The 12632-nt window shown below is 66.0% G+C and carries 9 protein-coding genes; all 9 read left to right on the top strand.

Features of this window, described 5'->3' with window-relative positions:
• The first annotated feature begins 11 nt into the window (after positions 1-11).
• Entirely contained in the window at positions 12-1829 is a 1818-nt protein-coding gene (locus AB0E62_RS00420) for a hypothetical protein (RefSeq protein WP_362185777.1), read from the top strand.
• A 217-nt stretch (positions 1830-2046) separates the two neighbouring features.
• Positions 2047-2274 (top strand): hypothetical protein, encoded by a 228-nt coding sequence (locus AB0E62_RS00415; RefSeq protein WP_362185774.1) that lies wholly within the window; start codon positions 2047-2049, stop codon positions 2272-2274.
• A gap of 152 nt (positions 2275-2426) precedes the next feature.
• Positions 2427-2876 carry a hypothetical protein gene (locus tag AB0E62_RS00410; protein ID WP_362185771.1) on the top strand — a complete coding sequence of 150 codons (450 nt, stop codon included), beginning with the start codon at positions 2427-2429 and terminating at the stop codon, positions 2874-2876.
• Complete coding sequence (locus tag AB0E62_RS00405; protein ID WP_362185768.1) at positions 2876-3061, top strand: hypothetical protein; 186 nt, start codon at positions 2876-2878, stop codon at positions 3059-3061. Before AB0E62_RS00410 ends, AB0E62_RS00405 begins: the two co-directional genes overlap by 1 nt.
• Positions 3061-8001, top strand: a complete 4941-nt coding sequence (locus AB0E62_RS00400) for a hypothetical protein (protein ID WP_362185765.1) — start codon at positions 3061-3063, stop codon at positions 7999-8001. The genes AB0E62_RS00405 and AB0E62_RS00400 overlap by 1 nt, the downstream gene beginning before the upstream one ends.
• Positions 8001-8903 (top strand): hypothetical protein, encoded by a 903-nt coding sequence (locus AB0E62_RS00395; RefSeq protein ID WP_362185762.1) that lies wholly within the window; start codon positions 8001-8003, stop codon positions 8901-8903. The genes AB0E62_RS00400 and AB0E62_RS00395 overlap by 1 nt, the downstream gene beginning before the upstream one ends.
• Positions 8900-10186, top strand: a complete 1287-nt coding sequence (locus AB0E62_RS00390) for a C40 family peptidase (protein ID WP_362185759.1) — start codon at positions 8900-8902, stop codon at positions 10184-10186. The genes AB0E62_RS00395 and AB0E62_RS00390 overlap by 4 nt, the downstream gene beginning before the upstream one ends.
• Entirely contained in the window at positions 10186-11436 is a 1251-nt protein-coding gene (locus tag AB0E62_RS00385; protein ID WP_362185757.1) for a transglycosylase SLT domain-containing protein, read from the top strand. The genes AB0E62_RS00390 and AB0E62_RS00385 overlap by 1 nt, the downstream gene beginning before the upstream one ends.
• Positions 11436-12632, top strand: a complete 1197-nt coding sequence (locus AB0E62_RS00380) for a hypothetical protein (protein WP_362185755.1) — start codon at positions 11436-11438, stop codon at positions 12630-12632. Before AB0E62_RS00385 ends, AB0E62_RS00380 begins: the two co-directional genes overlap by 1 nt.

Here is a 12632-nt window from a genome sequence, read left to right as displayed (position 1 = left end):
AGGAGGTGGTCATGGCGACGATCGAGCAGATAACGCGCCGAGTTGAGGCGCTGCGCCGTGACGCCCAGGAGCGGGACGCGCGGCATCAGACGGTCTATGACGCCCGTGCGCAGAAGATCGACAACATCGCGCCGGGTTCCATGCCGGACGCGTGGCCGCGGCCGATCACGGCCAATGTGCTCGACACTTCAGCGAGGCAGCTCGCCGAGAACCTGGCGCCGCTGCCGTCGCTTAACTGCGCCCCGGGCGTGGTCAGCAGCGAGCGCCAGAAGAAGTTCGTCGCCAAGCGCACGAAGATCGCGTACAGCTACATCATCGACTCCGGTCTGAAGCGGCAGATGCCGACCGGCTGCGACTGGTACCTGACGTACGGCTCCATGCCGATCATCGTGGAGCCCGACTTCGAGAAGGGGCGGCCGACCCTTCGCATCGACAACCCGATGAAGACATATGTGGAGTACGACGTACGCGGGCACGTCCGCTCGTACACCAAGGTCTGGCGCGAGAGCGCCCGGAAGCTGGCCTCCAAGTTCCCCGAGCATGCCGAGGCGATCCTCGGCTCTGACCAGCCCTTTGGGCGCCAGGTCCAGGGGGACACTGAGCTGGAGCTGGTCAAGTTCTGCGACGCCGAGCAGTACGTGCTGTACATGCCGGAGCGCAAGAACCTCGTCCTGATGACCATGGAGAACCGCTTCGGCAAGGTACCCGTGGCCGTCGGCCGCAAGCCGTCCTGGGACGACCAGGACCGCGGTCAGTTCGATGACATTATCTGGCCGATGCTCGCCCGCAACCGCGTGGCGATGCTGGGCCTCCAGGCGACGCAGCAGACCGTCAGGGCTCCGTTGGCAATTCCAACCGACGTCCAGAAAATCCCATTTGGCGATGATGCGATCATTCGCACCAACTCGCCGGAAAAAATCAGGAGAGTCGGGACCGACCTCCCCCAGGCCGCCTGGCAGCAGGATGCCCTGCTCCAGGAAGAGGTCATGCGCGGCACGCGCACGCCGGCCAGTGCGACCGGCGACGTGCACGCGTCCATCATCACCGGACAGGGCGTCAACGCTCTGAACGGCGGCTACGACATCCAGGTGGCCACGGGTCAGCTCATCATCGGGGACGCCCTGGAGCGCGCCCTTGAGTTGGCCTTCGAAATGGATGAGCGCTTCTGGCCGGACACCAAGAAGAACATCAGCGGCGTCATCAACGGCACGCCCTTCGAGGAGACATACACCCCCGCGAAGGACATCAAGGGCAACTACCGCGTGAGCGTGAGCTACGGCTTTGCCAGCGGGATGAACCCGAACCAGGCACTGATCTTCCTTCTCCAGCTCCGCGGTGACCAGCTCGTCTCGCGGGACTTCGTCCAGCGTCAGCTGCCCATGGACATCGACGTGGCGAGCCTTCAGGTTCAGGTCGACCAGGAGCAGACCACGGACGCCCTCAAGCAGGGGGTTTTCGCCCTGGCGTCCTCCATCGGGATCATGGCCCAGCAAGGCATGGACCCGACCATGATCCTGTCCAAGATGGCCAGGCTCATCGAGTTGCGGGACAAGATGCCGATGCACGAGGCCATCTTGAGCGCCTTCCAGCCGGAGCCCGCGCCCGAGGCGCCGGCTCCCGGACTCCCCGGTGGCCCTGGAGAGGGCCAGGGCCCCGGGGCTGTCCCCTTCGGCCTCAACCCGACGACCGGCGCCCCCGGCGGCGTCGCCCCGGGTCAGGCCCAGATGGGCCCGGGCGGCCAGCCCGACGTGATGTCGCTGCTCGCGGGGTTGACCAGTAGCGGCAGCCCGTCCATGTCCGCATCAGTGAAGAGGAGTGTCCCGGCATGAGCGACTGCCGAATCTGCGGCCGGGATGACGGCCACTACATCGGCTGTGAGGCGATTAACCCGCCCGCGCGACCGACCCGGCGGCACCAGGAACCTGACCCGGGCCTCTTCTGCGAACACCACGGGTGTCCCGAGGCGAAGAGGGAGTGGTCCGGCAAGGGCGCCAGGCCGAAGTACTGCGAGAAGCACAGCGACCCGAAGAACAGGAAGTGATCAGAATGTCCGAAGGATTCGCGGGCGACCCGTACCACGAGGGCGGCAGCCAGCCCATGGCGTCCCAGAAGGGCGGCATGGAGATGCCGCACACCCAGATGCCGATGCAGGGCGAGAACAGCGGCGACACCGGCGGCAACACGGTGACGCCGGAGATCGCCGGCTGGGACAAGACGTCCTTGAAGGGCGACCACCCGACCACGGGCAGCAACGACGCGCGGAAGGCACGCTGAGCCATGGCCTGGTGGGTCATCGAAGACGTGCAGCTCCAGCGTGCGCTGGAACGGGCGCACGCTGGAGAGGACCCCGAGGTCTTGTACGTCGAGCTATACGCCAATTCCGACATCGACCAGGTTGAACCGAGCGAGTAAGACCAGGAGGAGCTATGCCGAGCGGTGGATACCGCCAGCCCAGTTCCCCCGCCCCGGTCTCCGGGCCGGGGGCTCTGTCGAAGCGCACCGACGGTGGACCGGCCCAGCCGGTCCGCGTGCCCAGCGGCGGTCAGTATGGCGACCGTCAGCAGCTGGAGCAGCTCCAGCAGGCGGCCCCGGTGGCCGCATCTCCGGGCGGGGACGTTGGCACCCCGGAGGTCGTGGATCCCACGGCGTCACTGATCGGCTTCGATGCACCGACTCAGCAGCCGGACGTGCCGGTGACGGCCGGCGCGACCCTCGGAGACGGTCCCGGGCCGGAGGCCCTGGGGCTGCCGAACCAGCCCGACGAAGACATGCGACGCTTGATCGCCTACCTGCCTGTCTTCGAGCACATGGCGAACCAGCCTGGCTCCAGCAAGGCGGCCCGGAACCTCGTACGCCAGCTCAAGGGGATGGCCTGATGGATTGGTGGACCCAGATCGGGAACTACGCGAGCTTCTTCAGTGACACGCCTGCGCTTGCGGTGGACATGGCGCTGCACGGGCCCAATCCGTCCTACGTCGGCTATGACCTGGCGTACGGCCTCCAGGCCAGCCCCACGGCCATCGACGTCTACCCGCCGGACGACCCGTTCGCGGAGGCGTGATGTCCTGGGACGACTTCCTGAAGAACGTGAGGGACGGTTCGCTGGCCGTCCCCATCGTCGGCACGTACATCAACGCCGGTATCACGGCGGCGCTGGATGACGAAGAGGACGTGGGCAAGTCCGGCACCGGCCGGGCCATAGAGAACGTGTTCCTGAAGCCCGGGTCGAAGCCCATCGAGAAGACGATGCAGGGGCTGAACTGGGCGTACGACAATGTCGTGTCGCAGCCCATCGCCACTTTCCTGCTGATGGGCAAGGAGGCCCGGTCGAGCGACAGCGATCCGTTCGCCGTCAGCGGCGACTGGTTCTCTGCCTCCAAGTGGGCCAAGGCGTGGAACACCGCCAACCATGTGTCGCCCGGCCAGGCATTCTGGCTGAACCACTCCCAGGGGCATGACGTACTGAATGCCCGCCCGGTGTACGCCAACCCGGGCGCGGCGTACCTGCCGGCCGGCTTCGAGGATCTGCCGGAGGACCAGCAGCAGGAGCTGCTGCGCCAGGCAGGCATGCCGGTGGTTGGCAACGAGGCCATTGAGAAGTTGAAGCGAGATCAGGCGTGGTTCCGCTTCGCCTCCGGCGCGACCGACTTCGCGGCTCGGTGGTGGGTGGATCCGGCTGTACTGGGCGGCAAAGCTGCCGGCGCCGCGCGCCAGAAGTACGTCGTGACACCCCGCCCGAAGGGCGGCTGGTCGGCGAGCGACATCGACTCGCTGATGAGCCAGAGCCGCATGGCTGAGGTCCAGCGATTCCTGTGGGAGAACAAGGACCAGCCGGACCTGGTCAACAATCTCAGCATGTTCAAGAAGTCGGCCCTGGGGCCCCGGGCCGGCGGCATCATCTCCACGCTGAAGAGTCCGGAGGAGGTGAACCTCTTCCTCAGGACTACGCTCGGGGACGCCGAGGCGCGAGGGACGCTCCAGGAGCGAAACGCCTCGGCGAAGCTCCGCATGGAGCAGGACAACAGCCGGCTGAGCCGGCTGGAGACGGCCGTGCTCCCGCGCGTCCAGGCAGACGCGAACCCCGCCGCCGCGGAGATGGTCCAGCGGCGCATCGACGTCCTTCGGGCACTGAACGACGCCGACGAGGAGATGATCAGCCGCTACAACGCGGCTTTGGACCACTACGGCGAGCTGGATCAGCTGAACTTGACGCGCTGGTCGGGCTCCCGGGCGTACACCCGCACGGCGAACCAACGGAACTTCCGCACCGGCCCGGCTCTCGGGACAATGTCCACCAGGGCGAGCGACGCCAAGAGTGTGGCCATCAAGGCCCCCACGGTGAAGAAGGCTCGCGTTTACGCGAACGACCTCTTCGGCTCCAGCTTCACGCTGGTGCGCAGCTTCAGCGAGGCGCACCCCAACGGGTTGATCGCCATCGATGACATTCACCCCGAGGCGATAGACGAGCTGCGCGGTCAGATCGCGCGCATTCCGGGCATCGGCCCGGACATCCGGGCCGACATGCTGAACCGCTACCTCAAGACCACCACTGAGGGCGAGCGCATGACGGCGCTGGAGGAGATCCAGCACCTGGGCGTCCAGAAGATCGCCGAGAAGCACGGCTTCACCGCCGATGAAGCGCAGGCCCTGTACCGCGAGTACCGGGCCAACATCACTCGCGGCCAGGAAGACCTTCGTCGGTACTCCGGCGCGAATTTCGGCGATGAGAACCGCAGCGTCGACATCTTCTCCGCCGACGAAGCGGGCACCCGCCTGAAGATCCATCCGAACATGGTGACCAAGCTGGCCAACAACCAGGTGTTGGTCGACCTGGACATGCTGGACAAGACTCTGGCCCGCCACGGCAGCGCCCTCAAGGCGCTGCGCACGTCGGCCCTGGGTAACCCGGACTGGCTGATCAACGGCATGGACCACCTCAGCCATCTCTGGAAATTCGCCACCCTGTTCAGGTTGGGCTACATCCCGAGGGTGCTCTCGGATGACCTGCTGGGCCAGGTGGCCCGGCTCGGTGCGGCCACGATGGCCGCGCGGACCGGGTACGGCGTGAAGAACCTGGCCACCAACTTGGCGCACTGGCGGCCAGCCAGCCACTATGAGGCCGCCGAGGCGTCGGCCCGCCAGGGCCTGAAGTACGCGGACGAGGAGATCCAGACTCTCCAGCCGGAGGCTGACGCCCTACGGAAGCAGCTCGACCAGCGCAGCGCCGTCTACCGTGCCGACCTCGGTAGGGCTCGTGCCCGTGCCACCCGGGCCCAGACCAAGCTGGATACGATGGACCCGGCCGCGGACCCCGTGAAGTACCGCGCGATGCAGCAGCTCGTGAACAGGTTCAACGCTCATGTTCAGCAAGCAGAGAGTCGACTGAACGGCCACTCGCCGGCCCGCCGAAACCGACTGGCGCAGCTGGAAGACCAGCTGACCGAACTGGTGGGACACCGGGACCTCCAGCAGACGGCGGCTGAGACTGCGAAGCAGGCCCGCGAGCGTGGCTTCCGCCAGTCGAGCCAGCTGAACAGGAGTGTCACCGTCGGAGACGGTGTCGTGCTGCCCCCTGCCCTCTCGGGCGAGAAGGGTGAGTACTACATGAAGATGATCTCCTCGGACGATCAACTGCGCACCATGCTGGCTCGGAACAAGCAGCTGATCCACTCGAACTTGCAGCGGTCGGCCAACACCAAGGCGGCGGCACCGATCAGCTACCCAGGGCATGAGAAGACCTTCGTGGAGGCGTGGCACAAGGCCATCAACCATCAGATCCTTCAGGACCCCCTGGCCATCCAGGCGGTTGAGGGCAAGACCGCCAACGAAATGGCGCAGTGGCTACGCAAGACGCCCGAAGGCCGCGCGTACCGGAAGCGGCTCGGGATCAAGTACGACACCCCCGAGCGCATCGCTCAGTCCGTCTGGCACGAGGTGGACGAGTACATGCCGGTGGAGTCCGGCGTGCGAGATGCCGCGCTGAACAGTGAGGCAGATATCGCCTACCTGACGGAGTTGGCCAAGACAGGCCAGTACCCGCAGTACGTGCACAGCTCCCAGCTGGGCGAGGCCCTGGCCGGCAGCAACCACGCGAGCCGTGCGGCTGACCGCGTCATTGACTGGTGGTACAAGTGGGCGGCCAGCATCCCGGCTGACCGTATGTCCAGGCACCCCCTGTTCAACCAGCTCTACGAAGGCCACGCCAAGAACCTGGCGTCCCAGGAGATCAAGCAGGGTGTCAAGCTGACACAGAAGGACGCCGACCGGATCGCCGAGACGGCCCGGCGCCTGGCGCTGAAGGACACGCGCCGGTTGGTGTTCGACATCGCTCACCGCTCGGACGTGGGGCACGCCCTGCGGTTCATGAGCCCGTTCTACTCGGCCACGACCGAGGCATGGCAGCGCTGGGCACGCATCCTGGCCGACCGCCCCCAGACGGTTGGATACGCGTCGATCTTCTTCAACGCTCCGATCAGCTGGGGCTGGATGCAGGATCAAGACGGCAACAGGGTCCAGCGTGACGGCACGGCCATGGTCTACGACGAGAAATCCGGCAAGATGGTGCGGAAGCTGGTCCCCAAGGGAGACCGCTTCATCATGGCCCGCGTCCCAAAGTTCATCGCGAGCGGCCCCATCGGCAAGATCTGGGGGATGGACTCTTCGGGTAACTGGAAGATCTCTCAGGACTCCATGAACTTGGTGACGCAGGGAGATCCCTGGTTCAACCCTGGTGTGGGCCCGGTCGTGAGTATCCCGGTGAACGAGCTGGTGAAGGACAAGCCGGAGCAGGCCGAGCTGATGCGCAAGCTCGGCATCCTGCCCCTGGGCCCCTCAGCCGGAGGCGGGGTCTTCGGTGACGGCCTCCCGGGCCGCGCTATCAACTCGGCGGCACCGGGCTACCTGAAGAACTTCCTTGCAGCCTGGGACACGAGCGATGAGCGTTACCAGCGCATCAAGCTCCAGATCATGCAACAGGCTGCGTACGAGCATGCCAACCTAGGCAAGCCGATGCCGAGCGCCCAGGAGATCGCCAACCGGACCAAGAACTACTGGCTCTGGTCGGCGGTCACGGCGTTCTCGCAGCCGTTCAGCACCCAGAAGCCGGACAAGTACCAGTTCTTCCGGGACCAGTACAACGCGCTCCGGCGCAAGGACCCGATGACGGCGGACGAGGAGTACCTGAAGCGCTTCGGGGAGAGCCACTTCATCTTCGCCCAGGCGACCAGCGAGAACCAGGGCGGTGTGCCCGCCACCATGAAGGCGGTCGAGCTGGAGAAGAGGTACGCGGGCCTGATCGCCAAGAACCCGGACTTGGCCGCGCTCATCGTCGGCCCCGAGGGAGACGGCCCCTTCTCACCGGAGGCATACACCTACCAGCTAACCACGCCGCTCATCCCGGGCGGTGCCGAGATGCAGCGGCGCAAGCTCACCGCTGACGAGGCGATGGAGGAGAACGAAAGGCGTCTGGGCTGGGCCAAGTTCACTCAGCTCAGCAACCAGGTGACTGCCGAGTTGCACAACGCCGGCTTCGAGAGCTTCGAAGACGAGGGCGCGGAGCGCTTCAAGGAGATGCGGGGCGCCATCGCCAAGTTGTACGGCGACCCGCTGTTGCCCGATGGCAGCGAGAACCCGTACTACAACGAACAGTGGTCCAAGGACTACTACTCGTTGGACCCGAAGCGGTATGACCGCCTGATCCCCGGCCTGACTGCGGTGGCGAACTCTGAGCTGGCCAAGCTGCCGAGCCGCAGTGACCTGCGACGGCTCCAGGAGTACCTGCGGTATCGCTCGGCCATGACGCAGGAGCTGGCCCGCCGGGATCAGGCGGGCGGCTCGAAGGAGCTGGGCGCCAAGTCGAACGCGGACTTGGCCGCGGGCTGGGCCCGTGTGGTGGACGCCCTGGTTGAGAGCGACACCCGTTTCGGCGACCTGTACCACCGCTACCTGTCCCGAGACATGGGCGTGAACACTGACGAGCTGCTGACCCAGGAGGCGGCGTAATGGCCATCGCGAGTGGCGACAAGGGCAAGGGCAGCGGGGGTGACCTCGCCGCCATTCAGCAGCTCCTGGCCGCCGGCGGCGGGGCAAGCAAGGCCAGCGGCAAGGTCTACATGGGCCAGGTCTCCGGCATGTACAAGCGGGAGAAGGACATCCCGTACCTGTCTCCGGCCGCCGAGGCTCAGCTGTCCAAGCGCAAACAGGATCTCTGGGTCACGGCTGACGAGGCCGCCCAGGACTTCTACACCTGGGACACGAAGACACAGTCTTCCTTCGTCGCCAAGGCCATCGTGGGTGGGCTGCTGAAGCTGGGCGACGGCCCTCTTGAAGGGGGCAAGCTCTGGCAGAAGCTCGTGAAGGAGGCCGCGCTCTACGGCAAAGCGGGCAAGAAGGTCTCGCCCTTCGACTTGATGGCCTCATACGTCCAGGCGGCCGGCGGCGCTGGCAGCAACGCCTGGACGAGCGCGGGTGTGTGGGCGATCAACACCGTCACGGGTGAGCGCAAGTACCAGGGACCGGGCACCTACCTGGGCAACGGCAAGGCGCAGGTGGTGGATACCCGCGTGGATCTGACCGACCCCGACACGGCCAAGGCCGTGGCCACGAAGCTTTTCCAGGATCTGATGGGCCGCGACCCGGGGTCCGGGGAGCTGGCGACCTTCGCCAACGCGCTGCACACGGCCGAGCAGTCCAACCCGGTGGTGAACACCACGACCACGCAGTACGACATGGACACGGGCCAGCAGCTCAGCTCGGACACCGCGACGTCCGGCGGCGTGTCCGCCGAGGGCAAGGCGCTCATCGGCGAGCAGCAAGTGAAGGGCAAGAAGGAGTACGGCGCCTACCAGGCGGCGACGACGTACCAGAATGCCTTTGATGCGCTGATCTTCGGCGGTGGCTCGTGATCAACGGGGTCGACATCGCCGAGGACGCCCGGCAGTACCTGGGCGTCCAGTACGTCTGGGGCGGCAGCACCCCAAGCGGCTTCGACTGCTCGGGGCTGGTCCAGTACGTCTACGGCAAGCGCGGCATCTCGCTGCCGCGAGTCACGTACAACCAGATCCAGGTCGGCGCCTCGGTGTCGCCGGACAAACTGCGCCCTGGCGATCTGGTCTTCTTCGACACCGACAGATCGAAGAAGGGGCCCGACCACGTCGGCATCTACCTGGGCGGCGGGCGTTTCGTGCACGCTCCGGCCCCGGGCCAGGGCGTGAAGATCTCCTCCCTGGCGGACTCGTACTACATGGACCGCTGGATGGGTGGCCGCCGGATCCCCGGCGTCTCGGCGTCCCCGGACCCCGATCCCACGGCTGGCGAAGCCGCGCCGCGCTTGGACGCCCACGAGCTGGCTGAGACCTACGGCATGAGCTATGCGTTCTTCAAGAGCCAGCCCGAGCTGTACAAGCTCCTGAAGGGCGCGGTGGCGGGGCAGTGGAGCCCCGACCGCTTCCAGGCCGAGGTGAAAAACAGTAACTGGTGGAAGAAGAACTCGGACACCGTACGCCAGGCGCAGGCGCTTCAGAAGACCGACCCGGCCACCTACAAGGCAACCATGGAGGGTGCCCGGGTGGCAGCCCGCAAGCTGGCCGTCCAGGCCGGCGCGGTGCTCTCGGACAAGGCCACCGAGCAGCTGGCCAAGGGCATGGTGTGGTTCGGCTGGCAGGATGCGCAGATCAACAACTTCGTCGGTCAGTACATCAAGTTCCAGGACGGTGAAGTCTTGGGCGGCATGGCCGGGCAGATCGCCCAGGCGATCAAGTCCGAGGCGTACAAGAACGGCGTCGCCGTCACCAAGCAGTCCATCCTGAACAACGCTCAGTACGTCGTCAGGGGCCTGACGACCATGGAGCAGATCCAGGCCAGCATGCGCGAGCAGTCGGCCGGGCTGTACCCGGCCTTCGCCGAGCAGATCAAGGCCGGCGCGGACATCCAGGATCTGGCCCAGCCGTACATCCAGGCCGTGGCCCAGGAGCTGGGCGTGCCCGAGACGGACGTCTCGGTGTACTCGCCCCGGGTCAGGACCGCTTTGAACCGGATGAACAGCGCTGGCCAGCCGGAGGCGATGAGCATCGCCGACTTCACGCAGAGCCTGCGCAATGACCCGGCCTGGCGCAAGACGCAGTCGGCTCAGGACAAGGTGCTGGGCATCGGGCGCCAGGTGCTGGCGCAGATGGGACTGGGCTTCTGATGACGACACTGGACCAGCTGCTCTACGGCATCCGTCAGATCGAGTCCGGCGGCAACTACAGCGTCGTGAATGGGGTTGGCGCGGTGGGTGCCTATCAGGTTATGAAGGCCAACATCCCGAGCTGGACCAAGCGAGCCTTGGGCTACAGCATGACCTGGCAGCAGTTCCGGAATTCCCGGGCTGCTCAGGACACGGTGGCCCGGGTCATCCTGGGCGGGTACTACAAGAAGTACGGGGCCGCGGGTGCTGCCTCCATGTGGTTCAGCGGCCAGCCGAATCCGAACAGCCGGGCCAGCGATGGCGGCAATACGGTCAGGCAGTATGTGAACAAGGTGTTGGCCGCGTCCGGCGGAGGCTCCGTTGGGGGCGGTGGAGTGCCGGCGCCCGTGACACCGAAGTTGTCCTCCGACGAGCTTGCCTCCCAGTACGGCCTGACGTCCGCGCTCATCAACTCCAGCAAGGAGCTGAAGAGGCTTTTCAGCAAGGCAGTCAGCGGCCAGTGGAGCGCTGCTCGCTTCCAGGCGAGCCTGAGGAACACCAAGTGGTGGCGGACGCAGAGTGACAGCCTGCGCAAGTACATCACCACCAAGTACGAGGACCCGGCGACCTTCAAGCAGGACTGGCTGAATGCGCGCCGGAAGATCAATGCCCTGGCGGTCCAGGTCGGTCTGGGCAACCAGATCAACTCCAAGGGCAACAGCTCGCGACTGCTCAGGGACGCCACCTACAACGCCTTGGCGCTCGGCTGGTCAGATGACCGGATCAAGGACTGGCTGGGCACCAAGGCGACCACCCACGGCGGCATCATGTGGGGCGAGGCCGGTGAAGCCTTCGACAAGCTCCATACCGTGGCGTACGTCAACGGGCTGCGGTACTCCAGCGACTGGTACAAGAAGAACGCCGTCTCCATCGTGTCGGGTAGATCGACGCAGGAGACCGTAGAGGCCCAGATCCGCAAGGCCGCAGCAGCCCGGTACTCGGCCTTCGGCGAGCAGATTCTTGCGGGCCAGAACGCAATCGACCTGGCGGCGCCGTACATCAAGTCCGTGTCGGACTTGCTGGAGCTGCCGGAGACGGACGTCGACCTGTACAACAAGCACGTCGCCGACGCGATGCACAAGGCGACGCCGCTGTGGCAATTCGAGCAGCAGGTACGGTCTGACCCGCTCTGGAAGAAGACCAAGAACGCGCAGGACTCACTGATGGGCATCGCCCATCAGGTGGCCAAGGACTTCGGATTGGCGTACTGATGACGACACCCGCGCAGAGGGTTCCCGACGACTTCCAGGACACCCTGGACCTGCCCCAGGCGAGCGTCGACCCAGCCGCGGCCCGGAGGGCCCGGCAGGGTTTGGACAAGGCCAAGGCGGGCTCCAGGCGTGCCACGCACGACCTGAAGATGGCCCAGGACCGCGTGCAGGCCCTCAAGCGCCAGGCGGCCCGCAGGGGCCTGTCCGAGGCGCAGCGGAAGCGCCTGGAGCGATCCATCGGCGAGGCCGAGCGTGTGGCCAAGGCCCAGCAGAAGGCCGTGGACACGGCCACCGCGGGCATCAAGACGGCACAGAGGACCGTCTACGAGACAACCGGCCAGTACGACAAGCTCTTGTCGGGCTCGAACCGCGACGCCTTCCTGGCGCTGAAGTCGCTGTTCAACGGCTACGGCCTCGGGTCCCTGGCCGGGAGAATCTATGACTACGTCAAGCAGGGTTACGGGGCTGACACCATCTCGCTCCTGCTCCAGGACACGAAGGAGTACAAGACCCGCTTCGCCGGCAACGAAGCGAGAATCAAGGCCGGGTTGCCGGTGCTCTCGCCCGCGGATTATCTGGCCACCGAGTCCGCGTACCGCCAGGTGCTCAGCTCCGCCGGCCTGCCGAAGGGCTTCTACGACAACCCCGCGGACTTCACCAGGTGGATATCGGCGGACGTCAGTCCGACGGAGATCAAGGACCGTGTGGACCTGGCCACGCAGGCCGTGGCTCAGTCGAATCCGGCGTACCGCCAGGCCCTGTTCAAGATGTACGGGATCCAGGAGAGTGACCTCACGGCCTACTTCCTGGACCGGAAGGTGGCCGAGCCCATTCTGAAGAAGCAGGCCGCCGCCGCGGCCATCGGTGCGGCTGCCATCCGCCGCGGCTTCGCCGCGAACAAGCTTGACCTGGAGGGCTACGCCACCATGGGTGTCACAGCCGACCAGGCCGAGCAGGTGTACGGCCAGATCGCGGACAGTATGGACACCATGCTCAACATTGCGGGCAGGTTCGGCAGCGTTTGGAATCAGAGGCTCGCCGAGCAGGAAGCCTTCACGCCGGGCGCCGTCAGCGCTCCGGGCCAGGAGTCCGCCAGCGCGCTGGGTAAGCGCCTGAGGAGCCAGGAGCGGGCCATGTTCAGCGGGGGACAGGGGTCCTCCGTGGCCGGGTTGAACCCGGGGTACAGTCAGACGTAA

Origin of the sequence: Streptomyces sp. NPDC038707, assembly GCF_040636485.1 — a bacterium.
Classification (GTDB): domain Bacteria; phylum Actinomycetota; class Actinomycetes; order Streptomycetales; family Streptomycetaceae; genus Streptomyces.
Note: the sequence above shows the minus strand (reverse complement) of the source record. Positions and strands in the feature narration are given on the sequence as shown.